We start from the raw sequence: 25,322 nt of genomic DNA, 5'->3' as shown, positions 1-25,322 counted from the left end.
ATCGGTGGCGATGATCGGCGGGGCGACGACGAAGGTATGATGGACGATGACGACGACCTGATCGGCGACGACGATGACGACCTAATCGGTGACGACGAGGGTCGGCGAAGCGACGACGATGACGACTTGATCGGTGACGACGACGAAGACACCCTTTGAGACGGACTGCTGTAGTCATTTCCGGCGTGACCGCGAGCCGTCCTGCGGGCGCTCCGGTAAATCGTTACAGCAGCCCGTATGAGGTCGCTGACCGGTGACGTCTGTACGTAGATACACCATCACGTCGACGCCTCGAGGGGACGATACAGTTGTTTTCTTACTCCTGCCCCTGGTCGCGGTCGGGCGGCGACTCTGTATCGATGTCGTCTTCGCTTCGTTCCGACGAGAGTTCCATATCGCTCTGGGCCATCTCGCCACCTTCGCGTTCCGACTCGCCCTGGTCGGATTCGGTGTGCGCTCCCTGCCCCTGTCTGATCGACCGTCGCTGACGGCCGGACTCACGTCGGCGATCGGTAGGCTCGATCCGCTGTGACGACTGCTCGTGCGACCGCTCCTCTCGTCCGCGTCGGCCCTGCTCTTCGGAGCGCTGGCCTCGAGACCCCGTGGTCTCGCCGAACGCCTGCCCGTGTTGCTCCTGTCGACCCCGGTCTTGCTGCCGACTACCCTGCTGGTCGTGCTGGGATCGTTCCATCTCTTCCTGGCTGTGCCGGGGACTTCCAGTTCGCTCTTGGCCCGCCATTCGACTGTCTCCCTGGCTCTGCCTGGTCATCGACCGATCCTGCGTTCGTTCTTCGCCCTGCCGACTCTCGCCGCGTGCTCGTGGCTGTTCGATCCCGCCGCCCTCTTCACGTTGCTGGTGGCGCTGTCCGGTGGACTCGCCGCCGTAGGTTCCCTGTGTGACCCACTCACCGGTCTGTGGGTACTGCTGGGTCGCTCCGTACTCCCTGCCGGTTCGACCACGATCCTGGGACTCCATTCGCTCCATCCGTTCGCCACTCGAGTGGTCCTGGGACCCCATCTGCCGGCTCCCACTACCCATCTGCTGGCCGCGTTCCATCTGGCTCATCTGCTGAGGGGCGCTCCTCATCTGTTGGCCCATGCCACCCATGCTCTGGTCCGGCTGTGCGGCCTGCCTTCCCTTCTCGATCGCTCGCTCCATCTCCGGCATGACCGCCTGCATCCCCTGGAGGTAGTTCTCCAGCATCGACTGCGTGAACTCCTGTCCCGGGAACGACCCCATCATCGATCTCGTCATCTCCATCCCCTGCTTCTGGGCCGTCTCCTGCCACTTCATCGCGCTCAGGGTCATCCGAGCCATGTTGCGCTGAAGATCGATCAACTGCTCCATCGCCTCCTGGCTCTGGTCGATCGTCGTCCGTTGCATCTCCGCAGTCGAATCGGAGCCTGATTGCTGGTCTCTCATAGTTTAGCAGGTTTCGAGACCCGTGATCACCCTCCAAAACGTCTCAGTCGTCGGTCCACCGGTCGGCCCCGGCGATACGAGTCTCGATCGTTACCGTTGCCGACCGAGACGCTGATAAAGGCCGTCGTCGGTTCCGAACGGAAGCGCGACCGCAACCCGCCGAAACGATGCAAGGCGGAAAACCGACAACAGGCGACGACCTGACCAGTCGAAGAACCCGAACGTAATACCACACAGTGCCGTCGAGCGATCCCGTAAGACTGGTTTACGAAGACGCCTCGAGCCGAAACAGTCGTTTCCGTCCGACCGTCAGGAATTCGAACCCGGTTCACCGTGCGAGACGCCGTCGCGCTGGTTGGCCTTTCGACGCCGCAGTGCTGCCCGTGCGTTGGACGCCTCGTAGCCGAACAGAACGTGCTCACCGTACTCCTCTGCGACCTCGAGGGCGTGAATCAAGTTGTCGACGTCGACGTTAACTCCGTACAGTTCGATGCTAAACGGCGTCTCGAGTGCGCTCTCGAATCCCTTCGCGATCGTCTCGAGCCAGTAGGTCGTCTCGTAGGCCGTATCGTACAGCGGGACGACGAACTCGTCGACGTGTTGCTCGAGGGCCTCGAGGTCCAGCCCGGCGCGTTCGTAGAGGTGACCGGGGTAGGGGTCAGGATAGAGCGTCAGGTAGACGCGACCGGGGATGTGGTCGACCGCTTCCGCGACGAACTCCGTGATGACGTTCGCACGCCAGGCGAACCGGTCGTCGTACTCGCTTTCTTCGAATCGTTTCTCACAGACGCCACATCGACAGTATTCCGCCCGTGGGAACCCGACGTCGTCGAGGCGGACGTCCTCGTTTGCGGCGACACAGTCGTCGATGATCTCGAACAGTCCGTCGCGGTAGTCCAGTCGGGACGGACAGACGTAAGCCCAGTCGAAGTACTTGCGGTCCCGCGTCGCAGGACGACCCATGTCGTCGACGGGAGCGAGCGACGGATCGGCGTCGACGGCGGCGTTGTCGCCGAAACACGACACCATGTTCACTCCGTCCTCGATCGGCTCGGCGGACCGTCCGGTAACGTCTTTGACCTCGTAGAATCCGCGGTCGAACTCGGGCCATCGAACTTCCTCAGCGTTGCGGGTGACGACGCCGTGCATACCTCGAGATACGGCGCCGCCGCCCTAAGCCGTTCGGAACGAGCGTGCCTATTCTGCCGGTTCGTACTCGATTTCCTCTACGTCGACGTCGGAACTGCTGAAGACGACCTTCCAGAGAACGACGACGACGAACAGGGCGACCAGGACTTTGACAGTACGTGACATGTACAGACGAATGAATGGTCGAGACACACTTAGGTATTCTGGATGGTTCTCCAACGCTGAAAAAACGGTCTCGAAATCCGGACGGAGTCCAGTGTTGGCCTCCGCAGGTCCGGGTCGGAATCGACTCTCTCAGACGGTCTGCTGTCGTCGATCACCGGCGATCGGAGGTGAATAGGGACAGCAACCCGTCTCAGTCGGCGTCGATCAGCGACGCGATTTCGTCCCGAACGATCGTTCCACAGTACGAACAGCGAACGCCGTCCTCGAGCACCTCGAACTCGGAGCTGACCGGCTCACCGGCGGTCGTGATACAGCCAGGGTTCGGACACGAGAGAACGCCCTCGACGACGCTGGGGCGCTCGACGCGGTGTTTCTCGATCACGTCGTAGTCGCGAACGATGTTGATCGTCGCGTCGGGCGCGATCAGCGAGAGGACGTCGACCTCGTCCTGGCTCAGTTCCCGACCTTCGACCTTGACGATGTCCTTTCGTGCGAGCCTGTCGGAGGGGACGTTCATCCCGACCGAGAGTTCTTCGCCTTCGCCGCCGTCGATGCCGAGGATCGCGAGCACGTTCAGTGCCTGTCCACCGCGGACGTGGTCGATAACGGTGCCGTCGCGGATCTTGCTGACCCGCAGTTCGTGGTCGTTACTCATCGGACTCACCTCCGTCGAGAAGCAGATCGAGCAACGCCATCCTGACCGGGACGCCGTTGTGCGCCTGTTCGAAGTACGCCGCGTACTCCGTCTCGTCGATCTCCGGTGCGATCTCGTCAACCCGCGGCAGCGGGTGCAAGATCGTCAGGTCGTCGTCGGCCTTCTCGAGCGTCTCCGCGTCGATCTGGTACTCGCCCGCGACCTTCTGGTACTCGTTCTCGTCGGGGAACCGCTCGCGCTGGATCCGGGTCACGTAGAGGACGTCCAGCGACGGCAGGATCTCTTCGAGCGAGTCGTGTTCGCGGATCTGGGTCCCTTCCTGTTCCTGGTGGAGGTCGTAGACGACCTCGCGGGGCAGTTGCAGGCTCTCTGGGCTGATGAAGTGCTGGTGAGCGTCGAAGTTCGTCAGGGCGTGGGCAAGCGAGTGAACCGTTCGGCCGTACTTCAGGTCGCCCATGATACCGATCGTCAGATCGTCCAGGCCGGCGTTCTCCCGGATCGTGTACAGATCCAGCAGCGTCTGGGTCGGGTGGTGGCCTGCACCGTCACCGGCGTTCAAAAGCGGCACGTCGACGAACTCGCTTGCCATCGTCGCCGCACCCTGTTTGGGGTGGCGAAGGACGAGCGCGTCCGCGTACCCCTCGATAACCCGGACGGTGTCCGCGAGCGTCTCCCCTTTCTTGACGCTCGAGGACTCGACCGAGCCCATGTCGACGACGTCACCGCCGAGACGTTTCATCGCAGTCTCGAAACTCATCTTCGTTCTCGTGCTCGGTTCGAAAAAGAGCAGGCCGAGGAGCGTGTTCGAGTACCGGTCGGCGACGGCCGAGGGATCGGCTGCGATCTCGGCTGCACGGTCGAGAACGGTCTCGATGTCCGCTCGCGAGAGTTGTTTGCTCGTGATGAGGTGATCGTGGCGCATTCGTTCGTGTACGCGCTTGCGGTCCCCTTCAATCCCCTCATTCGGAGTTGAGTGCAACGCAATCCAGTTACACTCGAGAGCGATCGACTGCCGGATCGAAGGCAAAGAATTATGCAGTCACTACAGCAAGAAATCATACTCGTATGGTGGATCGGCTGGAAACAGGGATCGACGTATTGGATCGGAAACTCGACGGCGGGTTGCCCCCGGGGTGTATCGTCGCGTACACCGCCGACCCAGCCAGCCAGTCGGAGCTTATCCTGTACGAACTGACGGCTGCTCGCGGAACCCTCTACCTGACGACCGAACGCTCCGACGGCCTCGTTCGAAACGCTCTCGAGGACTCCCCGTCCGCCGTCGGCAACCCCACCGTGAGACACGTGACGAGCGACTCGCCGCTCGAGGAGACGTCCAGATTCGTCGAGGCACTTCCCGATGGCGCGAACCTTATCATCGATACGATGAACGTCCTCGAGCGAGCCGAGACGAACGACTACATCGGCTTCCTCAACGACCTCAAGGAGAAGATGAACGAGACCGGCGGAATTGCGGTCTTACACTGTCTGAAAGGTGAGGATGTCCCGACGAATCGACCGCGAACCTACCACGCTGCCGACGCGGTCTTCGACCTCGAGACCCAGGTCGCGGGTACCGAACTCGAGAATCGACTCACGATTCCGAAGTTCCGAAGCGGTGGCCAGCCGGTCGAATCGATCAAACTCGAACTGATCGAGGAAGTCGCGATCGACACGAGTCGGGATATCGCCTGATACGAACTGTTCGACACCGCAACCGCAGGATTGTCCGTGTTTGACCGGTAGATCGGTACCACAGGCGATACGAGCCTCCGTTCGTCCTACCAGTTCAGTACGAGAATTTATTCAGGAGTTACAGCTCACGGGAGCTATCGCTACCTAGACGACAGAAGAAAGCGGAGAAAGCGAGATGTCGGCTACTCTTTGCCGAACATCTGGCGCATCATCGGATGCATCTCCATCATCTGCTCCTCGGCGATCTCCTCGTACAGCTTGTACGTAATGGAGACGGCGAGCAGCAGACCCGTCCCGGTGACGGCTCCGATGGTGCCCAGCATGTTCGCCATGACCGCGAGCAGACCGACCAGTGCGCCACCGATGACGGTCACCTGCGGGATGTACCGCTCCATGACCTTCTCGATGACGCCGACGTTCTGTCGGAAGCCGGGAATCTGCATCCCGGAGTTCTGGATCTGTTGGGCGGTCGCCGCTGGACCCATGTTCGTCGTCTCGACCCAGAAGATGGCGAAGATAGCCCCACCGACGATCATGAACGTCAGGTCGACGGTGACGCGCAACAGCACCATCCAGGTCTCGGCTGCGACTTCACCGGCCCACCACATCCAGTCTTCGGGATTGTAGATGGGTGCCGTGTAGTAGAAGAACCCACTCACGGGCTGGCCGTCGGCGTAGACGCCGAGCCACGGCATCTCCATGCCGAACAGGATGATCGGGTCACCGGCACCACCATCGCCGACACGGTGCAGGATCGTACCGATGAACTGAATGTTCGCCTGCAGCGCACGAACGAGGATCATCGGCAGGACGCTCGCGTAGATGAGCTTCACCGGGAACCGACCACGCGCGCCCTTCACTCGAGCGTGACTGAGTGGGATCTCCACTCGCACGGACTCGGCGTAGACGACGACGCCGAAGATCAGCAACGTCGTGAACAACGCGAGGATATCACCCTCACCCATGATCAGCGTGTACAGGCCGTCACCAGTGAGTAACGACCCGACGAGAACTTCGTCGGTGAAGATGATCTGGTACCAGCTGTAGAAGAATCCCTCCGGCGACGGAGAGATGAACCCGGTGACGAGCTTCTGGCTCACGCCGGCGATAATGAACAGCCCGATCCCGCTGCCGATCCCCCACTTACTGACGACCTCGTCCATGTAGAGGATGAGGATGCCGCCCAGGAAGATCTGGAAGAACATCAGCAGCTGGATCTGCGTCCCGACTAGCTCGAGTCCACCGAGGGACAGCGGCTGCTGTTGGACTGGCAGGAAGCCGCCAGCGAACACCATCGGCAGCGCCGTCAGCGCCGTCATGACGATGACGAGCAGCTTCTGGAGACCCTGGTAGAGGACCTGATCCCGTGGGTCGTCGGTGTCGAGCCCGAGCAGGTTCGCACCACCGAGCAACTGCATGACGATGCTTGCCGTGACGATCGGTCCGATACCGACCTGCAACAGCGAGCCGTGCTCACCGGCGAGGATCGCACGGAACTCGCCGAAGAGGTCGGTCGCACCTTCACCCACGCCGAGAAGCGTGATGTTCGTCAGGAAGAAGTACAACACAACGATCCCCGCAGACCACGCCAGCTTCCGCTTGAAGGGAACGTGCCCTTCCGGACGTTTCACTGCGGGAATGCGCGTTAGAACCGGTTCGGCGGCTTCCTTCCATCCCATACGTTACTCCTCGCTCTGTTCGGGTTCGTCGTCCTCGGCGTCTGCTGCTCGCTCCTCGCCGCGCTCGGAGAGGACGGCGTCACCGCCGGCATCCTCGAGTTTCTCGCGAGCGGCGTCGGAGAAGGCATCCGCCGTGACTTCGAGCTGGTTTCGAACCTGTCCGGAACCGAGGACCTTGACGACGTCGACCTCGTGGCCGTCCTCGACGACGTCTCGAGCGTCGAGACGGTAGCCGTCACCGCCGTCGATCTCTTCGGCGTCGCCTTCTGCGACGTAGAGGATCGCGTCCTCGTCGAGCTTCTTCACGTCGATCTCCACGACGTCTTCGCGGATCCCTTGCGGTCGCTTGAAGCCGTGTTTGCCCTTCGGTTCGTAGTTGTGGAACTCGTGTTTGCTACGTCCAGCACGTCCGCGCCCACCGCGGTGGCCCGCGCCCCGTCGGTTCTTGTGGGAGCCACCGCTGTGCGTACGCGATCCGCGCTGGCGTCGTTTTTTACTCGTCATGGTTATCGCATCGATTCTAGCAGGTCGTTAATCTCATCGGTTGTATGCTTTCCGAGTTGGCCTCCCTCGGCTGTTGGCTTCTTGATACCATCGTGACCGCCACGTGGTGGGTGAAGCCGCAGCGTCGGCGAGAGACCCTCGTCGCGAAGCGTCGTTTCCTCGTCGACCAGCGCCGTGGCGAGTTCCTCGAAGTCGCCGTACTCAGTGTTTTCGGCCAGCCACTCCTCGTCGGTGTCCGACTGGCTACCCTCGAGGGGTTCGGCACGCTTCTCGAGCAGCGTCGCGACCACGTCCGCACTCGGTTCACCGTGTGCGACGTAGTCGTTGACCTTCGCGATCATCCCTTCGTAGGTGTCGGTTTCGGGGACGAGCGCACAGTGGTTGACGCTGTGGATGTTCAGCATCTGCAGCGTGTCTTCGACGTCTTCCTGGCGGTTTACCTCACCGCGAACCTGCACGACTGCTCGCATTATTCGGCCACCTCCGTTTCTTCGGGTTCGTCACGGTCGCTCCCTGCATCGCGGTGTCCCGGCGGATGTCGGGACTGCGAGGCGTTCTCGAGTGCGTTGAACGTCGCCTTCGCGAGGTTGACCGTGGTTCGGGTGTTGCCGTGACTCTTCGTCCAGGCGTTTTCGATGCCTGCGAGATCGAGGACGGCGTGGACCGTGTCACTCGCGGCGAGTCCCAGACCTTCCGGCGCAGGAATGACCTCGACTTCGACGGAGCCGGCCTTGCCGGTCGTCCGACGAGTCAGCGAGTGGGGTCGGTCCGAACGGTCCTCCCACGACCCGGAGCCGCGGGGCACCTTGATCATGTTCAGCTTCGCGATACCGATCGCCTTCTGGATGGCAGAGCCGACCTGATCGTCTCGGCCTTCCGCGTAGCCGACGTAGCCGTCGCGGTTGCCGACGGCGACGACACAGCGGAACTTCACGCGTCGTCCGGAGTCGGTCATCCGCTGGACCATGTTGATGTCCAGTACCTCGTCGTCCAGTCCGGGAAGGAGCTGGTCGACGAGTTCGGGCTCTTTCAGCGGCAGGCCCGAGTTGAGGGCGGCCTCCATCGTGTCGATTTCGCCCTCCTGGACCTTCCGGCCGAGACGGGTGACAGGCTGCCAGCCGTCGTCGTTGTAGTCGTTTGCGCTCATTCTAGGATCGCCTCTCGTACTTCGTCGAAGTGTTCGGGGAGTTCGGTTGCGTCGAACTCACCGCTGTACAGCGGCTCGTCGAGCTGTTCGGCGTACTCGGCGATGTGCTCGCCACGCGTACGCGACCAGTCTGCAAGCACGCTGTCGTTGTGGGGAATCTCGAGACCGGCGTCGATCGCGCCCTCCTGAACTGCAAACACCTTGTTGCCGGGCGTCGCAGTGTTGAGGCCGATGTCGAGCACCGCCTCCTCGAGTCCTTCCTCGACGGCGCGCGTGCCGGCCAGCAGGCCGGTCAGGTACGCCGCCGAAATGTTGCTCGTGGGTGCTTCCCAGCCGTACTCCTCGAGATCGCCCGAGTGTGCGCTCGCGAGCGTCTCGTCGCCCTGTGGTCCGGGAACGATCAGCTGCGCCGTAGTGTGCTTGTTGCTCTTTCGAGCGACGAGGCGGGGCTTACCCGACTTCAGCAGGCGCAACCTCTGGTGGTAGTCCGTTCGGACCTCGCGGCGACGCCGCATCGGAACGTTGTATCGTGGTCCTGTCGCCATTATTGGTCACCGTAGTTTTCGTCGATGTAGTTCAACAGGTACCGGACGCTACGGAACTCGCCACCGCCAGCCTTCTTGTAGAGCTCGCGGTACTGCGTGGGCGTGATTTTGCCCTCGTCGCGGAGTTCGCGCAGCTTCCGTCGCTGTGCGCGGATCTTGTTCTGCCACTCTTCTTTCTCGTTCTGGCGTGCGCCCTTCTTGCCCTTGCGCTTGCCCGGGCCTTTCTGGTGGCCGTAGGCGCGTTTTTCGTTGCGCTTGCGGGCACGACCGCGGGAGTTGCCCGAGGCGTCTTCGGCCTGAATCCGACCCTCCTCGACGAGTTCGCGGATCTCGTCGCGAGTGATCGCCTCGGCGATGTCGGCCTGGGCGTCGGGGTCGAGCCAGACGCGGTTCTTACCGACGTCGAGAACGTCGGCTGCGAGTCGCTTCTGTGCGGAAAGATCAGTCATCTGATTCCACCTCGACTTCTTCGTACGTTGGGTTCAGGACGCGAACGCCCTGTTCCTCTGCCTGTTCCTCGATACGTTCGCGCTTGCGCGCGCCGACCGAGGAGGCGATGCGAACCGCTTCGCGGTCGCCGTCGACACCCTCGAGGTCGTCCGTGTTCTCGACGTAGACCTCTTCGAAGCCGCTCGGGTGTTTGCCCCGGACTTCTTCGGGCGTACGGAAGCCAGCCGAAACCTTCGGCCCCTTCCCTTTGACGCCCTTGCGCTGTTTCGACAGCTGACCGCGTGGGCGACGCCAGGATTCGGGCGTCCGCTTTTTCATGTGGTAGTCTTGACGGTTGAACTGCGGCTTGCCCTCGCTCTTCCGACGGTCGAGCAGTCGCTGCTCTTCCTCGGAGAGTTCGGGGGTCTTGTCGACCAGTCCGCGTGGCTGCAGTTCCGTCTCGACGTCTTCCTCGGGCTCTTCTTCTTCGACGCCCTCGTCTTCGATCTCTGCCTCGGTCTCTTCGGAAACCTCGAGGTCGCCGACGTCGGCCTTGATACGGGCCGCGAGCGCGTTACCGACGCCGTCGGCCTCGGCCAGGTCGTCCTGGTCGGCTTCCTTGACGTCCTCGATGGACTCGAAGCCGGCCTCTCGAAGGGCATCGGCCTTGCTCTCGCCGACGCCGCTGATGTCCTCGAGTTCCTGTGGTTCGTTGTCTTCGTCTGCCATCTATTAGACACCTCCCGTGGCGGGTTTCGCGGTGATGTAGACCCCGTCCTGGAAGACGCGAGTGTCCTTGCCGCTGACGCGTGTCAGCTGCTCGATGTCGGCCGCCGTCTGGCCGACGTCTTCCTTGTTGGGGCCCGAGAGGACGAGTTCCTCGCCGTCGACGGTGACGTCGGTGTCACCGTGGATAGTCGTACGTCGCGGTGCCTTTTCGCCGAGGAAGTTTTCGATGACGACCTCGCCGTCTTCCACGCGGACCTGCATCGGGAAGTGAGAGTAGAAGACTTCCATCTCGTACTCCCAGCCCTCGGTCACGCCGTGGAAGGCGTTGGTGATGTGGCTCTCGAAGGTGCCGACGGTCGCGTTCGTTTTCGCGTCCTCGGCCTCGCTTTCGATTACCACGCTGTCGTCTTCCACGTCGACGCTCACGTCGGGGTACCAGAGGCGCCGGGTAACGGTGCCTTCCGGTCCGTCGACGGTCACGTCGAGGTGGTCTTTCTCGACGGTTACGTTGTCAGGGATTTCCAGTTCGACTCGCATGGTTAGTAGACGTATGCGATCACCTGGCCCCCGATACCCTCCTCACGAGCCTCGTAGTGGCTCATGACGCCGTTACTCGTCGTGACGACGAGTGCACCGAAGTCTCGAGCGGGGAGGAATCGCTTCTCCCACTTCTCGAACTCGTCGGCGCCGGCGCTGTAGCGGGGCTTGACGGGGCCACACTCGTTGATCGCTCCTTTCAGTTCGACCTCGAACTGACCGGCTTTACCGTCGTCGACGAACTCGAAGCCGTCGATGTACCCGCGGTCGTAGAAGACCTCGAGTACGCTGCCGATCTCGTTGGAGGCGGGCGTTACCTCGTGGCTCAGTTTCCCGACGCTCTCGGCGTTGTCGATGCCCGAGAGCGCGTTGCTGAGTGGATCGTTTCCTGTCATGTTATCGATACTTCCTGAATCCCATGTCGCGGGCGATTTCGCGGAAGCACTGCCGACAGAGGTTGATGTCGTACTTGCCGACGAGCCCCTGTTTGCGACCACAGCGCTGACATTCCTCGATCTGACCGGTACGCTTTGCAGCGTGCTCGCCGGTCCGATCGGCTGCGGTCTCGGACGCTTCCGACTCCGGTTCTGTCTCTGGTTCTGATTCGCTTTCACTCATCCTCGGACTCCTCCACGGTTACGTCGAAGGTCGACTCGAGGTACGCGATTGCGTCCTCGGGCGTGAGTCGGTGACTCGACGGGATCGATCGCGTCGCCTTGTCGCGCTTGGCGATGCGATAGCCCGGACGCACCAGGTTGACGGTGACGTCCAGCCCGTAGATCCCGACGTTCGGGTCGTACTCCTGGCTCGGGAACTCGGTGTGTTCCTCGACCCCGAAGCTGAAGTTACCCGTATCGTCGAACTGGCTTGCCGAGAGTTCGGCGAGCGGAAGCGCCGTCGCCAGGAACTCGTCGGCGTCCTCGCCGCGGAGGGTGACCTTCGTACCGATCGGGTCGCCCTGGCGAATACCGAAGTCGGGTTCGGTCTTTTTGGCCTGGGTACGGACGCTCTCCTGATCGGTGATCTCTTCGATGATGTCCTCGGCCTTGCCGAGTTCGCGACCACCCTGACCGACGCCCATGTGGACGACGACCTTCTCGACGCGCGGTTCGCGCATCTCGTGGAAGTCAGCATCGCTGGCTTCACTCATCGTCATCACCCGTGAAGTTCTCGTCGATGACGACGACGTACTCCTCGACGGTCTCGAACTCGCCGTCGTCGGTCGAGATAGTGACGGCGTTCGAACCGCTGCCGGGAGTGACTTCGATGTTTTCGATCTCGCCGATCTTGCCACCGTGGTTGCCACGGATAGCCGTCACCAGGGCACCCTCTTCGTACGGGAAGTGGGCGACGATCGACTTGTCCTCGTTGTCGACGACGATCGAGTCGTTCGTGCTGTAGGCGTCGTCGTCGGCGATGACGTTCGTTCCGTCGTGCAGAGTCAACTGGGTGTCGCCGCCAGAGACCTGCTGTTTGCCCTCGATCTTGCCGAGTCGACTCTCGGCGGAATCCGCGTCGATATCGGTCAGCGAGAGCCGACCGCCCTCGTCGGGGAAGACGCGGTAGTACTCCTCTCGACCGGGGAACGCAAGGATGTCGAAGATACCGATCGGACGCTGTTCGTCGTTGATCGGCTCTCCGTTGACGAGGATCGCGTCCTCGGAGAGAGCATACCGTGCTTCTTTCTTCGAGTCCACGTAGCCCAGCACGTCCCGCAGGAGGACGACGAGCGGAACGCCTTCCTCACCGTGGGGACCTGCGCCGGCTTTGACCGTGAAGACCTCGGTCTTCCGTTCGACCGGCCAGGACTTCGGGACTGACAGTCGTTTCTGGTGTTTCGTCATTCGCTATCACCTTCGTCTGTATCGCCTTCGAGGCGTGCTTCGCGACGCTCGTCTTCGAGGTCCAGTTCCGTGATCCGGACGTTCGACGGGTCGAGCGGTCGCGGCACTTCCTCGCCGTCTGCCGTCTCGACGGTGACCTCTTCGACGTGGATCGTCCCGTCCTCGAGGATCGCACGGAGGACCTCGCCTTCTTCGCCGGCGTGGTCGCCACGCATGACCTCGACACGGTCGCCCGCGTTGACGCGGGTACGTCGAGTGTCGTACTCCTCGCGGAGTTCGTCGGACAGCGTCGCGTGGAGCTGCTTCTGTCGCTTGTGCAGCGGCGCACGCTCCGTCTGCGTTCGCTGTTTGTGTGGTTGCTTGCTCATAGTTAGACGATCATCGTCGCGGTGGATGCGATCGCACCAAATCGCTCTGCGACTTCACGAGCGATCGGTCCTTTGATCTCCGTACCGCGGGGTTCTTCGTTCTCGTCGATGATGACCGCCGCGTTGTCCTCGAACTTCAGTCGCGTCCCGTCCGGCCGGCGGATCGACTTCCGCTGGCGAACGATGACGGCCTCGAGGACCTGGCGGCGCATCTCGGGGGTACCCTTGGTCACGGAGACCGTGACCTTGTCACCGAGACCCGCCTTCGGCTGGCGGTTCTTGGTGCCGTGGTAGCCCGAGACGCTGACGACTTTCAGCTCGCGTGCGCCGGTGTTGTCGGCACACGTGACGAGTGATCCCTTCTTCAGGCCCTGCGTGACGTCGGCTTTCATCGCCTCCATCACTGATCACCCTCGTCGTCGCCGCCGAGATCTTCCGCCGACAGCTGTGGTTCCGGCTCGCTTTCGCCGGTCAGTGCTGCGACGTCCTCGGCAGTCGCTTCTTCGGTTACTTCGACGACCACGTGCGATTTCGTCTTCGACAGTGGTCGGGTCTCTGCGATCTTGACCGTGTCACCGACCGAGAGCGGCTCGAGCACGCCCGGCACGTGAGCCGGGATGCGCGAGCGACGCTTCATGTACCGATCGTACTTCGGTACAGCCACGTCGTACTCTCGCTCGACGACCACGGTCTTGTCCATGTCCGTCGAGACGACGGTTCCCTCGAGGACCTGTCCTCGAACGGGAAGCTCGCCGTAGAACGGACACTTCTCGTAGTCGTATTCCTCCGGGTTTTCTGGTTCCGGAGGGGTTTCAACGTCTAGTCCTATTGCCATGGTGAGTCACCATTCGTTTCCGTGCGTCGGGCGGGTCGTGAGAGCAGTCGCGAACCATCGACCGTAACGTAGGCCACGTCCTCGCCAGCAGCGTGACGACGATCCACTTCGGGGTCGTCGCCACGACAGTCGGCGGTATCGCCGCCGGCTCGGTCTGCAGCGTCAGACGAATCGTCCGCCGCTGCAGGTTGAGTGTCGGCCAGTTTGGACGCGGTCCCCGACCTCTTCTCGAGGTCGGCGGCGTCATCTGTGATCGCGAACTCGAAGGTCGAGCCCGATTTCGGCACCATCACGACCCGAGACTCGCCGTTATCACGAACCTCGATAGAGAGCGTGCTGGTCGTCTCGATGACGACACGACCCGCTATGCCGACCCGATCAGTGTCGTCACTCTCGACGACGCGGACCGGCAGTCCGTTGAGTTCGTGTCGCGGCAGGGTCTCGGGTGTCAGTGCCATCGTTATTCGTCTTCGTCTTCGAAGTCGCCTTCCTCGGTCTGGATCGTCTTGATCCGTGCGATGGTGCGGCTAATCTCGCCGATTCGACCCGGGTTCTCCGGGGCACCACCGGCTGCGAGGACGGACTTCTGGTTCAGCAGTTCGGTCTCGAGTTCCTCGAGTTCTTCCTGCCGTTCGGCAGCCGTCATGTCGCGAATCTCTTCGACGTGGAGAATTGCCATCAGGCGTCACCTCCTTCGTCTTCGTCGTCGGCGTCGGCTTCCATCTCCTCGACGAGTTCCTCGGCCTCGGCCTCGACGTCTTCCTCGAGTTCTTCGAGTTCTTCTTCGATCTCTTCGTCCTCACCGGGGACGTCGACCTCTTCGAACTCCTCGTCGTCGGCCTCGACTTCCTCTTCGATGACCTCCTCGACGACCTCTTCGTCGAGGTCGTCTTCGTCTGCGGTCTCGGCGTCCTCGTCGACCGGCGCTTCGGCGTCCGCTTCGTCGGCCTCGGCTTCCTCGGGTTCGCCCTCGAGGAGTTCCTCGACGCCTTCGTTCGCTTCGACAGCGTCGGGAACGAGTTCTTCGGGGTCCATGTCTTCGTGAACCTCGAAGTCGTCGGGCAGCTGGGCCTCCGGCGGGATGATCTTGACCGTAACGCCGATCGTCCCGAGCTTCATGACGGCCGTCCCCTGGCCTTCGTCGACGATCTCCTCGGCAGGCTGACCGTTGTGCTTGATGTAGCCACGGTTGAACTTCTCGACGCGCGAGCGAGCGCCCGTGACCTTCCCGGAGAGGACGATCTCGGCACCCAGCGCGCCGGACTCCATGATCCGGTCGATCGTCGTGTGACCGGCTTTCCGGAAGTACCAGCCACGCTCGAGTGCGTTAGCCAGGCGGTCCGCGACGATCCGTGCGTTGAGATCGGGTTCGTCGACCTCCTGGACGTCGACCTGCGGATCCTCGAGGTCGAACTTCTCCTCGAGGGCGGTCGTGACCTTCCGGATGTTCTCGCCGCCTTTACCGATGACCATCCCCGGCTTCTCGGCCTTGAGGACGATCTGGGTTCCCATCGGCGTCTTGGCGACGTCCATACCACCGTAGCCCGCGCGGCCGAGTTCTTCCTGGAAGAACTCGTCGATCTGGGACCGCTGCAGGCCGTTTTCGATGAACTGTTGTTCGTCAGCCATTATTCGTCACCCTCCTCGTCCTCGGAGGCAGTTTCGGTTGCGGTCTCGTCGACGTCCTCGACGACGATTTCGACGTCGACCTCCGGCGTGTTCCAGGCGGACGCCCGCCCCATCGCGCGGGGCTTGCGACCGACCGACTCGCCGACCTTGTGGGCGGCGACGTGGACGATTTCCATCGATCCACCGTCGAATCCCTGGTGGTCTGCGTTCGCTTCGACGTTCTCGAGCAGATCGAGGAACGCCTTCGAGACCTTCTCGGGGTACTTGCCGGCGTCCCAGCCGTCGATGTCGGAGCGGTGTCCGGCACCGGCGTTGTGGGACTTGAACGGAACCGACTGTTCCTCGTCGATCACGTCTTGAAGGTACGCCTGGGCCTCCGCGACGGTTCGGCCCTTGAGTTCGCGAGCGACCTCCTTGCTGTGCTTGTGGCTCATGTGACGCTCCCGGAGCATCGCTTTCGAGGTCGTGTCCGGGTCAGCGTCGACTGAGTAGTTGATTCCCATACGATGATCACTTCAGTGGGACGAACTTCGAGGAGCGAGTCGCGCCGATACCGGCCTGTCCGTGCTCGACGGACGTCCGGGTCAGCTGGAACTCACCGAGGTAGTGTCCGATCATCTCGGGTTCGACGCGGACGCGTTCGAAGGACTGGCCGTTGTACACTTCGAAGGTCAGTCCGACGAACTCCGGCAGCACCGGCATATCACGCAGGTGCGTCCGGATCGGCGCGTTCGCGGTTTCCTCCTCTTCTTTCTCGCGGGCTTCCTCGAGAAGCTTCTGCTTCTCGACGGAGAGACCGCGTTCGATACTTCGCCGCTTTCGTGCGGGTAGCAGTTCTGCGACTTCCTCGAGCTCCATATCCTGCAGCTCGTCGAGCGTGTGGCCGCGGTAGGTGAACTCACCTTCACGGCCGGTTCGGTACTCCTGGCTCATTTGTTTCCACCTCGCCCGGTTCGGCGCGAGGAGATGTCACCGACCTTCCGTCCCGGCGGGGCGTCCCGCGAGACGGACTTCGGTTTGCCGGGGTGCTGACGGCCGCCACCACCGAACGGGTGGTCGACGGCGTTCATCGCGACACCACGGACGCGGGGCCACTTCGTGCCCCGGGCTTTCATCTTGTGATACTTGTTGCCTGCCTTGACCATCGGCTTCTCCGTGCGACCGCCACCGGCGACGACGCCGATGGTGGCACGACACTGCGGATCGAGGCGCTTGACCTCGCCGCTGGGAAGCTGGATGACCGCAGCCGATCGGTCGTGGGTGATCAGGTCCGCGTTGACACCCGAGGCGCGAGCGAACTTGCCGCCGTCGCCCGGGTTCGCCTCGACGTTACAGACCGGAACACCTTCGGGAATCTCCGCGAGCGGGAGCGTGTTGCCCGGCTTGATCTCCGCGGAGACGCCGACCTGCAGCTCCTCGCCGACACCGATGCCCTCGGGAGCGAGGACGAGTCGCTGATCGCCGTCTTCGAACTCGACGGCGGCGACTGGTGCCGATCGCGCAGGGTCGTGTTCGATGTCCACGACCGTCCCGCGAACGACGTCGTCGTCCTCCTCTTTCTTGTGGTTGAGCTTCGCCTTGTACCGGTGCGACGGGGCACGGAACGTGGACGTACCGCGTCCGCGTCGTTGTCCGAGGATGCGTCGTCCCATCGTTAGAACACCCCGATTCGCGAGGCGACTTCCTGCGCGTCGTCGTCCTCGCTGAGTCGAACTGTTGCTTTCTTCTTGCCCTTCATCGTTACCTGCGTGTTGATGTCGTCGACCGTCACGTCGAAGCGCTCCTCGACGATATCCCGAATCTCGGGTTTGGTAGCGTCAGGGTTGACGACGAACTGGAGCTTGTTCTCGTAGTCCATGTCGTTCATCGCCTTCTCGGTCACCAGTGGGTGTTCGATGATCGTACTCATCGGTCTGCCACCTCCTCGAGTGCGCTTTCGGTCCAGACGGTCAGTCGACCCGGCTGTGCGCCGGGTGCGAGATCTTCGGCGTTGACCTCCGCAGCCGTCGCGACGTCCGCGCCGGCGAGGTTGCGAGCGGCACGGGACGGCCCCGTCTCGCTCGAGGTCACGAAGAGAACCGACTTGGGCGTCTTGTACTTGCGCCCACGGGTCTTCCCGCGACCCGAGCGAACGCTACGACCCTCGTCGGCTCGCTCGACGTCCGCGTAGAGGCCGGCTCCTTCGAGGAAGGAGACGACGTCTTTCGTCTTCTCCAGGTCCTCGAACTCGTCGTCGACGACGACGGGCGTCTCGAGGTCCTCGTCGAACTCGTGACCGCGCTCGGCGACGAGTTCGGCGTCGGTCGTCGCAGCGATGGCGCTGCGGACGGCCAGCTTCTTCTCTTTGGTGTTGATCGATTCGGTCCAGTCCTTCTCGGCCTTCGGCGGGTGGGCCTTGCGTCCCTTGATGGCCTGGGGAACGCGTCGTGCGCGTCCATCCTGCCGGGGAACGTGAGCCATCCCGCGGCCACTACCGAACGATTCGGCCGGCGTTCGCTTGCCGGCGAACTCGTCGGCACCGTAGTCCTGTTTCCGGTTGGCCTGAGCGGCGCGAACGGCGCGGCCGATCAGGTCCGGACGAAACTGCGTCTCGAAGACGTCCGGAAGATCGACCGAGCCCGCGTCCGAGCCATCCAGGTCGTATACTGTTGCTTCCATATGCTATCTACCCCTGATTGGATGCGGTGGAGACGTACCGGACCTCGGGGTCGAGGCGCGGCTGGTCTCCGGGTCGGATCGCCGGTCGGAAGCGGATGAGCCGCTGTTCCGGACCGGGGAGCGAGCCCTTGATCAACGCGTGCGGGCCGTCGACTTCGCCGTAGTTGACGAAGCCGCCGTCGACCGTCGCGTCTGCGCCGTCGCCCATGTCGACGAGGCGCTTGTTCAGTTCCGTCCGCTGATGGTAGCCGGTCTGTCCCTGCTGTGGGACCGTCGACCGGACGCGGGACGGGTTCCATGGACCCAGGTTCCCGATGCGGCGGCGCCATCCCTGCCGGGCGTGCTTGCCCTTTCGTTTCTGGACGCCCCATCGCTTGACGGGACCCTGCGTACCCTTACCTTTCGTGACGCCGCTTGCGTCGACGTACTCGCCGGCGCGGAACACGTCGTTCATGACGTGTTCGCCACCGTCCTCGAGCAGTTCGAGGCCGAAGTCGACGCGCTCCTGAACGGAGCCACCGCCGACACGAGTCTCCATCACGTCCGGTTTCTTCTTGGGGACCGAGGGAACCTCGGTCGGAACCGTATGCGTGATGACGCGAACTTCGTCGACGCGTCCCTCCTCGAGGAGGCCGCGAATTTCGTCTTCAGCGGCGTCAGTGTCGTAGTCGTCGCCGGGGAGGTCGAGGACGCGGTCGAGTTCGTCGACGAACTCGTCGGTCCAGACCTCGGTTACGGGGTTCAGTCCGTACGGCGTATCTTCGTACGCACGCAGAGCAACGGCGCGCATCGGCGGCGTCTCCACGATCGTCACGGGGACGGTCTGTTCCATCCCCTCGGTCGGCGAGTTCGATTGGTCGTCGACCATGACGACGTGGGTCATGCCGGCCTTGTAGCCCGCGAAGCCCTGGAGCGTCGGCTGTCCGTCGTCGTCCGGCCACGAGTTGAAGCGTGGGACCTCGCTGGTCGCACGCTTTCGTGGGCCGAATCCGAGTGAGCCTTTGCGTGGTGTATTTGCTTGTGGCATTCTATCACTCTCTCAGTGAGAGGGGTGCGAGGGTAGCGAACAGAGCCTCCTCCGTTCGCACGACCTCGCTTCCCTGGTCCGGAACCGTGTTTAGCCAGAGGTCGAACCCCGGATCGGCTGTGGGTTCGACTCCGTCGTCGCCTCCCTCGTCGTCCGAGGGGATGGCAGACGCCTCGATTCCGAGGATATCCGGCAGCCCTCTCTCGGGCGCGCCGAAGGCGACGGTCATCCCGTCGCCCTCGGTGCGTCCGGCTAGCGTCTCGAGCCGCCCGACGGTGAGATGTTCACCGAATCGGGAGGCTGCGATACGAACGCCAGCGTCCTCACGGCCGAGAGCTGTCGAAAGGTCCGTCCGCTCGACTGAAAGCCCCGAAAGAGGCTCGTCGACGAGCTTCGCCCGGACCGGTCGTCGCGAAGAGATCCTGACGGTCACGCGTTCCCCCTCGGAGACCTCCATATCAGGAGGTGTGTTGAGGGAGATTGGGTGTTGCAAGCCGCAATTGACCCGGACGCGCCCTTCAGGTCCGACCTCGGTCACGATCCCTTGTCTTGACGACCCCGAACCGTTCGATTCGGAGCCGGTCTGTGACGTGGCGCGGAGCGGCGGCAGAACGCCGACGTACTCCAGTTCGTCTCGCATCCCCCATACCTCGTTGCGGAGGTACGGCGGCGTTGCGGCGTACCGCAGAACGGTACTGACGAACCCGTCGCCGAATCGCCCCGTGTCGCCATCCCGATCGGGATAGACGACGAGGCGATCCACCCGGAAGATCGTCGCCGCGCGGGCGACGTATCCGATTTTGCGAGTTGCCTCGCGTTTGTCCTCGGCTTCCCGGGTGAGCGACGACGGCACGAGCACGCTGACGGTCATGCCGTAACGCTTCGATGCCGCGTCACTAGACTGTAGCGATGTATTGCCGATAGGGTCTTAAAAGAATAGCGGATTCGATTACGGCTGTGAACGCCTCACAGCCCCGAATTCGTGTGGAACGGGCACACACTCTCGATTAGTGATCGGTCGGTTTCTGACTCGAGATGGATAAGGAGATATTACTCCTTGATATCGACGGGTGCCGTACGGGGCAAGACAGCGTGTTCCACTGTGTCTAACTTCTCTCGATTCGCAACCCTTATACATCCCTCCGGTAGTAGGTGTAAGTGCAGCAGGGCGCTGGTAGTGTAGTGGTATCACGTGACCTTGCCATGGTCACAACCTGGGTTCAAATCCCAGCCAGCGCATTTCTCCGAACACAACATCACGAGCACTGCGTAGCAGTGCGAGTATCCGTGTTCGGAGAAATCGTTTCTGGATTTGAATCAGGTCAGTCGCAGCGCCGAACGAAGTGAGGCGACCGTCTGACCGTGGTTCAAATCCCAGCCACCGATCGAGGACGCAGCTGAACGAACTCGAGCACGTAATTTCGACTCTCCGTAAACGAAGCAATTCCAGCGGACCCCCTCACTCTCTCCTTTCCGAGTATTCGACGGTTTATCGCGAGAGATAGCGACAATACAGCCACAAGCCTGGACTCGAGGACGGTCTTCCATCGATCCCCGACAATCAAAAATATGAACCAGTAGTCGGCGTATCTATTCACGAACGTCTATCGTTCTGGCAGCCGATTTGCTTTTATGCTGTGACTGACTACGGATCAATAGACGATTGAGTACTCTGGTGTAGCAATGCAAACGGAACAATCACCCGCAGACGGCACGGACCTCCAGTATGATCAGACGAACGAACGGTACGTCTTCCACCACGATACCGACGGCACTGCGACGATCACGACGACGATCGTCCACGCGCTGTCGTCGATCACGGACGTCGACGTCTCGCAGGGGGAGTTCTCCCTCTACGACAGCGTCGATCCCGACGCACTCGACCGGATCTTCCGCCCGAAAGCCGACGGGACCGACCGGACGAGTGGACACATCGCCTTCACCGCCCTCGAGCACGAAGTCTACGTGTACGCGAACGGTGACGTGATCGTCTACCCGCCGTCGGATCGATCACAGTAACTGTTTTTTGCGAGTTCGTGCTCGAGCGGTTGCATGGATTCGTTTTAGATGCCTCGCCGTCGTCGGGTCGATCATGACGGTGATTGCACTACTGAGCGTCGCACCGGTAATCGAGGATAGCATGAGCGGCGAGATTGCCAAGGCAGTCGATGCGTTAGAGGAGTACGACGTTACGTACGAGACGAATCCGATGGGGACGGTGATCGAGGCCGACGACGTCGGCGAACTGTTCGCGGCGGCCCAGGCAGCCCACGAAGCCGTCGACGGCGACCGCGTCAGTACGGTGTTGAAGATCGACGACAAACGGTCGAGAGACACCACCGCCGCGGAGAAGGTCCAGTCCGTCGAGTCGGAACTCGGCCGGCCGGCGACGAACAGGGACTGATACGGTCTGCGAGAACGGTTCCCGGCGCACCTACGACTGATACGGATTGCTGTAACGATGTACCGGCGCAACCGCCGCCCGGGTCGCGGTTGCGCCGGAAATGACGACAGTAAACCGTATCACCTGTGTGTTCGTCGGCGATGACTTACAACGGTCCGTACGAGCAGACCCGAAAGGAGAACACTCAACCCGTCCGCCTGTCTTTCATCGCGTATGGAACAGACGACACTCGAGGTCGAAGGCATGGCCTGTGGCGGCTGCGAGGAAACCGTCGTCGACGCACTCGAGGCGCTGTCGGGCGTCTCGTCGGCGACTGCGGATCACGACTCCGGCGAGGTTCGCGTCGAACACGACGAGGACGCCGTCGACGAGGGGACGATCAGTACCACGATCGAGAACGCGGGCTACGAGCCGGCGGTCTGACACAGGTCGGACGCGGGTCAGACGAGAACTGGCAAACTGTTTTACGCGGGAGGCTGAACTCGAGTGTATGGAGAGTCTGAACCGAATGGCGATCGAGCTCGTCGACGAGGCGCTCGACTACGCTGAAGAGCTCAACGTCGGCGGCTTCGATCTCGAGAACGAGGCGACGGTACTGGACTTCGGGGTCGAGTTCGACGGCGGCGTCGAGGCCGGACTGTTACTGACCGAGATCCAGACGGCGGGGATGGCGACGCCGAGCCACGAACTGGGCGAAATCGGTGACGCCCCGATCCCGTACGTGGAACTGACGACCGACCAGCCCGCCCTCTCGTTGCTGTGTTCCCAGAAGGCCGGCTGGGAACTTACCACGGAGGACTTCGAAGGGCTAGGGAGTGGTCCCGCACGCGCGCTCGTGGCCGAGGAAGACGAGTTCCGACGGATCGGCTACACGGACGCGTTCGATCTGACGGCGCTTGCCGTCGAGACCGACGAGCTACCGACCGAATCCGCGGCCGAACAGGTCGCCGAACTCGCAGAGGTCGAGACGAGCAGCGTCTTCCTGCTTGCGTATTCGACTGCGAGCCCCGTCGGAAGTATCACGAACGCCGCGCGCGCGGCCGAACTCGCGACCTTCCGGCTTGCCGAACTGGGCTACGATCCGCTGGATATCGTCTCCGTAACGGGTCGAGCGCCGGTCGCGCCCGTCGCCGACGACGAGCCCACGGCCATCGCGCGCACGAACGATGCGATCGCCTACGGCGGCACGGCACACCTCACGGTTCGCGAGGACGCCGACGTCTTCGACTCGATCCCGTCGACGGCTGCCGAGGATCACGGCCGGCCGTTCGAGGCAGTGTTCGACGACCTCGAGTGGGAGTTCGACGAGATCCCATCCGACCTGTTTGCCCCCGCGAAGGTGACCGTCGACGTGGTCGGCGGTCCGACCTACGTTCACGGGGAAACCGACGAGGACCTGTTGATCGAGTCGTTCGACCTCTGATGGACCCCGAACTCGAGTCGCTGCTCGAGTTACTCGAACTGAAAGACGAGCGGCGCACGGGCTGGCAGTTGCGTGACGTCGACGAGCCCGAATCCGTCGCCGCCCACACCTGGGGGACGGCGACCCTCTGTCTCCTCTATGCCGACCACGAGACCGTCAGCGACGAAGTCGACCGCCAGCGAGCCGTCGAGATGGCGCTCGTCCATGATCTCGCGGAGGCCCGGACGGGTGATATTCCGACTCGAGCGGAGCAGGGACGGGAGCGGATTTCAGCGGCCGAGAAGGAGCAGGCCGAACGGGAGGCGATAGACGAGTTGCTCGATCCCTTCGGACTCGAGTCGGAGCGACGATCGCTCTGGGAGGAGTACGAGGCCCGCGAGACGCCGACCGCTCGCTTCGTCAAGGACGTGGACCTGCTCGAGAACTGCCTGCAGGCGCTGAAGTACGAACGCGAGGGCCGGTACGAGACGGATGGGACGAACGAACACTTCGAGGAGTACGAAAATCTGGACGAGTTCTTCGCGACGGCGGCACCACGGCTGCGAACGGAATTCGGGAAACAGGCGTTCGAGTGGATGAAATCGGCGTACGAACGGGAGATCGGGCGGGAGTGTCGGCTATAGCTACTCCATCGGGTGGACGTCCGTAACCGTACCGACCCCTTTACTCCGCCCCTCGCGGAAGACGAACTTCTGGCCCTCCTCGATCAGGTACGGTCGGAACTTGAACTGGACGGTGGTCTTTCCGGTATCGCCCGGCAGCAGACGCCCGTCTTCGGGATAGAAGGCAGCGGCCTCGCCGATCGTCTCGAGGTGGACGACCGGTTCGTAGCCGTTGCCGATCCGAGTGGGGTGGTTGAGTACCATCACTTCGGCCTCGAACTCACGGACGGGGTTGGGATCGGCCTCCCGGGGGAGGAGGACCATGCCCCGTTCGATGGTGCTTTCCTTGATCCCCTTCAGGGCAATGCCAACGATTCGGCCGGCTTGGGCCTGGTCGACGCGATGATAGTGCATCTCGATCGAGCGCACTTCGACCTCTCGGAAGCGGCCGTCGGAGGTCGGCCCGATCAGGAGTTCGTCCCCGGCCTCGACCTCGCCGGACATGACGGTGCCGGAGGCGACCGCGCCGACGCCGGTGACCGAGTAGCTGCGGTCGACGTACATCCGGAACTCGCCGTCGTCCTGGGACGTCTTCGGCAGCCGGTCGAACAGGACGTCTAAGGTGTCGAGTCCCTCCATCGTGATCGCGCTCGTCTCGACGATGGGGACGACGCGCTCGCTGATCTCTTCGACCGCCGCGTCGACGCCGTGGCGAGCGACGCGTAGCGGCGACTTGTCGACGTCGCGCAGCAGGCTCTCGACCTCGCGTTCGACTTCTTCGACGCGCTCGTCGCTGACCGCGTCGGTCTTCGTGATCGCGACGATAGTGGGAAGGTCGGTCGCCAGCAGGACGCCGAGGTGTTCGCGCGTGGTGCGGGTCGGCCCGTCGTCGGCTGCCACCACGAGCAGTCCGTAGTCGAGTTTCTGTCCGACGAGTCCGCGGATCGTCGTCCGCAGCCAGGGCTCGTGGCCGACGGTGTCGACGAACGAGACCAGTCGGTCCGCCTCCTCGACGACCGCCGCGCGGTCGGACTTGCGGTTCGGGTTTCGAACCCGGACGGGACCGTCCTCGTCGAAGCCGTAGACGGCGTAGGAGAGGTCCGCGGAGAGGCCGCGCTCGACCTCGTGTGGCTGGACGTCGAGGAACGAGCGTGTGGCACCGTCGCCGTCGTCCGGCTTGCCCGTCACGAGCGACCCGACGAGCGTGCTCTTCCCGTGGTCGACGTGGCCCGCCGTCCCGACCACGACGTGTTCGTCGTCGGTCTCCAAGACGCTACCCTCCTGAATGAGAGCGACACCGACGAGTCCCTCTCGCGGCTCCGCCGCTCCTGTTTCCGAGGCGGTTCCCGCCTCGCCCTTCACGCCCCACGTCTGGACGTCGTCGATATGTGCGTCGGCTTCTTCGGCTAGCAGGGAGAGTACGTCCATCGTCTCGGAGAAGGTATCGGGATCGATTCCGGCCAGGCCGCCGTCGTCGGTGACGCCGACCACGTAGGTCGCCTCGCCGTCGCCCGACAGCAGTCGGTGCCGCAACTGCGCTGCCAGGCTTTCCCGCCGCCCACCCTCGAGATGGACGTCTCGTGAGAGTCGTTCCTTGAACTCGACGTTGCCACCGTCCTGTTCGCCACGTTCCAGGGCCCGCTCGAGGAGGACCCGGTCACGGCTCATAGAGACTGGTAGAGACTCACAGGGCAAAAGGCTTCTCGTAGAATGGCAACATTTAGCACAGTATCTCGGCCGAAGACCGATGTTTCGCATCTCGACGGTCGCTACTCCCGAACGTCAGTTTCCTCGAGGTGTTCGTTCGTGCGTTCGTCGACGAGTTCCGAGGATTCGCGCTGGAGCGTTCACGCCGGGCCCGGTTTCAAGACGCTCGAG

Annotated in this window: 36 protein-coding genes and 1 tRNA gene; 7 read left to right on the top strand and 30 right to left on the bottom strand. The window is 62.7% G+C overall.

The window, feature by feature from the left end:
- Window positions 1-316: 316 nt before the first annotated feature.
- From BLR35_RS07945 to pyrB, 4 genes are all read right to left on the bottom strand, one after another.
- The gene (locus BLR35_RS07945) at window positions 317-1,423 is read right to left on the bottom strand and encodes a hypothetical protein (RefSeq protein WP_090380112.1); all 1,107 of its coding nucleotides are present in this window, start codon (window positions 1,421-1,423) and stop codon (window positions 317-319) included.
- A 309-nt stretch (window positions 1,424-1,732) separates the two neighbouring features.
- Window positions 1,733-2,572, bottom strand: a complete 840-nt coding sequence (locus BLR35_RS07940) for a hypothetical protein (protein ID WP_090380110.1) — start codon at window positions 2,570-2,572, stop codon at window positions 1,733-1,735.
- 355 nt (window positions 2,573-2,927) lie between these two features.
- Window positions 2,928-3,392: an aspartate carbamoyltransferase regulatory subunit gene (gene pyrI, locus BLR35_RS07935; RefSeq protein WP_090380107.1), complete on the bottom strand. Its 465-nt coding sequence runs from the start codon at window positions 3,390-3,392 to the stop codon at window positions 2,928-2,930.
- Window positions 3,385-4,314, bottom strand: coding sequence for an aspartate carbamoyltransferase (pyrB, locus tag BLR35_RS07930; protein ID WP_090380104.1), 930 nt, complete (start codon window positions 4,312-4,314; stop codon window positions 3,385-3,387). The genes pyrI and pyrB overlap by 8 nt, the downstream gene beginning before the upstream one ends.
- Window positions 4,315-4,457: 143 nt before the next feature.
- Between pyrB and BLR35_RS07925 the strand changes: the two genes are divergently transcribed.
- Window positions 4,458-5,084: an RAD55 family ATPase gene (locus BLR35_RS07925; RefSeq protein WP_090380102.1), complete on the top strand. Its 627-nt coding sequence runs from the start codon at window positions 4,458-4,460 to the stop codon at window positions 5,082-5,084.
- A 182-nt stretch (window positions 5,085-5,266) separates the two neighbouring features.
- Here BLR35_RS07925 and secY read toward each other — a convergent pair whose 3' ends face one another.
- Genes secY through BLR35_RS07800 form a run of 25 tightly spaced genes read right to left on the bottom strand, consistent with a single transcriptional unit; the run spans window position 5,267 to window position 19,886 of the window.
- Entirely contained in the window at window positions 5,267-6,763 is a 1,497-nt protein-coding gene (secY, locus tag BLR35_RS07920) for a preprotein translocase subunit SecY (RefSeq protein WP_090380099.1), read from the bottom strand.
- A gap of 3 nt (window positions 6,764-6,766) precedes the next feature.
- On the bottom strand, window positions 6,767-7,267 hold the full coding sequence (locus tag BLR35_RS07915; protein ID WP_090380096.1) for an uL15m family ribosomal protein: 501 nt from the start codon (window positions 7,265-7,267) through the stop codon (window positions 6,767-6,769).
- Between the two features lie 2 nt (window positions 7,268-7,269).
- The gene (locus BLR35_RS07910) at window positions 7,270-7,737 is read right to left on the bottom strand and encodes a 50S ribosomal protein L30 (protein ID WP_090380093.1); all 468 of its coding nucleotides are present in this window, start codon (window positions 7,735-7,737) and stop codon (window positions 7,270-7,272) included.
- Window positions 7,737-8,414, bottom strand: a complete 678-nt coding sequence (locus BLR35_RS07905) for a 30S ribosomal protein S5 (protein WP_090380088.1) — start codon at window positions 8,412-8,414, stop codon at window positions 7,737-7,739. The genes BLR35_RS07910 and BLR35_RS07905 overlap by 1 nt, the downstream gene beginning before the upstream one ends.
- Complete coding sequence (locus tag BLR35_RS07900; protein ID WP_090380085.1) at window positions 8,411-8,959, bottom strand: 50S ribosomal protein L18; 549 nt, start codon at window positions 8,957-8,959, stop codon at window positions 8,411-8,413. The genes BLR35_RS07905 and BLR35_RS07900 overlap by 4 nt, the downstream gene beginning before the upstream one ends.
- Complete coding sequence (locus BLR35_RS07895; RefSeq protein WP_090380082.1) at window positions 8,959-9,408, bottom strand: 50S ribosomal protein L19e; 450 nt, start codon at window positions 9,406-9,408, stop codon at window positions 8,959-8,961. Before BLR35_RS07895 ends, BLR35_RS07900 begins: the two co-directional genes overlap by 1 nt.
- A complete protein-coding gene (locus BLR35_RS07890) occupies window positions 9,401-10,117 on the bottom strand; it encodes a 50S ribosomal protein L32e (protein WP_090380079.1) in 717 nt (238 codons plus the stop codon). Before BLR35_RS07890 ends, BLR35_RS07895 begins: the two co-directional genes overlap by 8 nt.
- Before the next feature lie 3 nt (window positions 10,118-10,120).
- Entirely contained in the window at window positions 10,121-10,654 is a 534-nt protein-coding gene (locus tag BLR35_RS07885; RefSeq protein ID WP_090380076.1) for a 50S ribosomal protein L6, read from the bottom strand.
- 2 nt (window positions 10,655-10,656) lie between these two features.
- Window positions 10,657-11,049: a 30S ribosomal protein S8 gene (locus BLR35_RS07880; RefSeq protein WP_090380074.1), complete on the bottom strand. Its 393-nt coding sequence runs from the start codon at window positions 11,047-11,049 to the stop codon at window positions 10,657-10,659.
- Between the two features lies 1 nt (window position 11,050).
- Window positions 11,051-11,272 (bottom strand): 30S ribosomal protein S14, encoded by a 222-nt coding sequence (locus BLR35_RS07875; protein WP_090380072.1) that lies wholly within the window; start codon window positions 11,270-11,272, stop codon window positions 11,051-11,053.
- A complete protein-coding gene (locus BLR35_RS07870) occupies window positions 11,265-11,804 on the bottom strand; it encodes a 50S ribosomal protein L5 (protein ID WP_090382854.1) in 540 nt (179 codons plus the stop codon). The genes BLR35_RS07875 and BLR35_RS07870 overlap by 8 nt, the downstream gene beginning before the upstream one ends.
- Window positions 11,797-12,498, bottom strand: a complete 702-nt coding sequence (locus BLR35_RS07865) for a 30S ribosomal protein S4e (RefSeq protein WP_090380069.1) — start codon at window positions 12,496-12,498, stop codon at window positions 11,797-11,799. Before BLR35_RS07865 ends, BLR35_RS07870 begins: the two co-directional genes overlap by 8 nt.
- On the bottom strand, window positions 12,495-12,866 hold the full coding sequence (gene rplX, locus BLR35_RS07860) for a 50S ribosomal protein L24 (RefSeq protein WP_090380067.1): 372 nt from the start codon (window positions 12,864-12,866) through the stop codon (window positions 12,495-12,497). The genes BLR35_RS07865 and rplX overlap by 4 nt, the downstream gene beginning before the upstream one ends.
- A 2-nt stretch (window positions 12,867-12,868) precedes the next feature.
- Window positions 12,869-13,267, bottom strand: a complete 399-nt coding sequence (locus tag BLR35_RS07855) for a 50S ribosomal protein L14 (RefSeq protein ID WP_090380061.1) — start codon at window positions 13,265-13,267, stop codon at window positions 12,869-12,871.
- On the bottom strand, window positions 13,267-13,701 hold the full coding sequence (locus BLR35_RS07850; RefSeq protein ID WP_090380057.1) for a 30S ribosomal protein S17: 435 nt from the start codon (window positions 13,699-13,701) through the stop codon (window positions 13,267-13,269). Before BLR35_RS07850 ends, BLR35_RS07855 begins: the two co-directional genes overlap by 1 nt.
- Complete coding sequence (locus tag BLR35_RS07845; protein ID WP_090380054.1) at window positions 13,692-14,159, bottom strand: ribonuclease P protein component 1; 468 nt, start codon at window positions 14,157-14,159, stop codon at window positions 13,692-13,694. The genes BLR35_RS07850 and BLR35_RS07845 overlap by 10 nt, the downstream gene beginning before the upstream one ends.
- A gap of 2 nt (window positions 14,160-14,161) precedes the next feature.
- Window positions 14,162-14,380 (bottom strand): 50S ribosomal protein L29, encoded by a 219-nt coding sequence (gene rpmC / locus BLR35_RS07840; protein WP_090380052.1) that lies wholly within the window; start codon window positions 14,378-14,380, stop codon window positions 14,162-14,164.
- Window positions 14,380-15,330 carry a 30S ribosomal protein S3 gene (locus tag BLR35_RS07835; RefSeq protein WP_090380049.1) on the bottom strand — a complete coding sequence of 317 codons (951 nt, stop codon included), beginning with the start codon at window positions 15,328-15,330 and terminating at the stop codon, window positions 14,380-14,382. Before BLR35_RS07835 ends, rpmC begins: the two co-directional genes overlap by 1 nt.
- Window positions 15,330-15,833 (bottom strand): 50S ribosomal protein L22, encoded by a 504-nt coding sequence (locus tag BLR35_RS07830; protein WP_090380046.1) that lies wholly within the window; start codon window positions 15,831-15,833, stop codon window positions 15,330-15,332. The genes BLR35_RS07835 and BLR35_RS07830 overlap by 1 nt, the downstream gene beginning before the upstream one ends.
- A 7-nt stretch (window positions 15,834-15,840) precedes the next feature.
- Entirely contained in the window at window positions 15,841-16,263 is a 423-nt protein-coding gene (locus tag BLR35_RS07825) for a 30S ribosomal protein S19 (RefSeq protein ID WP_090380043.1), read from the bottom strand.
- Window positions 16,260-16,982 (bottom strand): 50S ribosomal protein L2, encoded by a 723-nt coding sequence (locus BLR35_RS07820; protein ID WP_090380040.1) that lies wholly within the window; start codon window positions 16,980-16,982, stop codon window positions 16,260-16,262. Before BLR35_RS07820 ends, BLR35_RS07825 begins: the two co-directional genes overlap by 4 nt.
- Window positions 16,983-16,984: 2 nt before the next feature.
- Entirely contained in the window at window positions 16,985-17,239 is a 255-nt protein-coding gene (locus BLR35_RS07815) for a 50S ribosomal protein L23 (protein ID WP_090380036.1), read from the bottom strand.
- A complete protein-coding gene (gene rpl4p / locus BLR35_RS07810) occupies window positions 17,236-17,988 on the bottom strand; it encodes a 50S ribosomal protein L4 (protein ID WP_090380033.1) in 753 nt (250 codons plus the stop codon). The genes BLR35_RS07815 and rpl4p overlap by 4 nt, the downstream gene beginning before the upstream one ends.
- Window positions 17,989-17,995: 7 nt before the next feature.
- On the bottom strand, window positions 17,996-19,015 hold the full coding sequence (locus tag BLR35_RS07805; protein ID WP_090380030.1) for a 50S ribosomal protein L3: 1,020 nt from the start codon (window positions 19,013-19,015) through the stop codon (window positions 17,996-17,998).
- Between the two features lie 4 nt (window positions 19,016-19,019).
- Entirely contained in the window at window positions 19,020-19,886 is an 867-nt protein-coding gene (locus tag BLR35_RS07800; protein ID WP_090380027.1) for a putative RNA uridine N3 methyltransferase, read from the bottom strand.
- A gap of 297 nt (window positions 19,887-20,183) precedes the next feature.
- On the opposite strand from BLR35_RS07800, the gene BLR35_RS07795 reads away from it, so the two are divergent.
- The 6 genes from BLR35_RS07795 (at window position 20,184) to BLR35_RS07770 (ending at window position 23,465) form a co-directional block, all read left to right on the top strand.
- A tRNA-Gly gene (locus BLR35_RS07795) sits at window positions 20,184-20,254 on the top strand.
- A 444-nt stretch (window positions 20,255-20,698) separates the two neighbouring features.
- Window positions 20,699-21,034: a HalOD1 output domain-containing protein gene (locus tag BLR35_RS07790; RefSeq protein ID WP_090380024.1), complete on the top strand. Its 336-nt coding sequence runs from the start codon at window positions 20,699-20,701 to the stop codon at window positions 21,032-21,034.
- A 73-nt stretch (window positions 21,035-21,107) separates the two neighbouring features.
- Complete coding sequence (locus BLR35_RS07785) at window positions 21,108-21,419, top strand: MTH1187 family thiamine-binding protein (RefSeq protein WP_090380021.1); 312 nt, start codon at window positions 21,108-21,110, stop codon at window positions 21,417-21,419.
- A 213-nt stretch (window positions 21,420-21,632) separates the two neighbouring features.
- Window positions 21,633-21,842 (top strand): heavy-metal-associated domain-containing protein, encoded by a 210-nt coding sequence (locus BLR35_RS07780; RefSeq protein ID WP_090380018.1) that lies wholly within the window; start codon window positions 21,633-21,635, stop codon window positions 21,840-21,842.
- Window positions 21,843-21,909: 67 nt separating this feature from the next.
- Window positions 21,910-22,842 carry a methenyltetrahydromethanopterin cyclohydrolase gene (gene mch / locus BLR35_RS07775; RefSeq protein ID WP_090380015.1) on the top strand — a complete coding sequence of 311 codons (933 nt, stop codon included), beginning with the start codon at window positions 21,910-21,912 and terminating at the stop codon, window positions 22,840-22,842.
- Window positions 22,842-23,465, top strand: coding sequence for an HD domain-containing protein (locus tag BLR35_RS07770; protein WP_211704968.1), 624 nt, complete (start codon window positions 22,842-22,844; stop codon window positions 23,463-23,465). The genes mch and BLR35_RS07770 overlap by 1 nt, the downstream gene beginning before the upstream one ends.
- Here BLR35_RS07770 and BLR35_RS07765 read toward each other — a convergent pair whose 3' ends face one another.
- Entirely contained in the window at window positions 23,466-25,112 is a 1,647-nt protein-coding gene (locus BLR35_RS07765; RefSeq protein WP_090380011.1) for a GTPBP1 family GTP-binding protein, read from the bottom strand.
- Window positions 25,113-25,322: the final 210 nt, after the last annotated feature.

Source organism: Natronobacterium texcoconense (assembly GCF_900104065.1).
Taxonomy (GTDB): Archaea; Halobacteriota; Halobacteria; order Halobacteriales; family Natrialbaceae; genus Natronobacterium; species Natronobacterium texcoconense.
The sequence above is the reverse complement of the archived record's forward strand: the minus strand, read 5'-3'. Positions and strand labels throughout refer to the sequence as shown.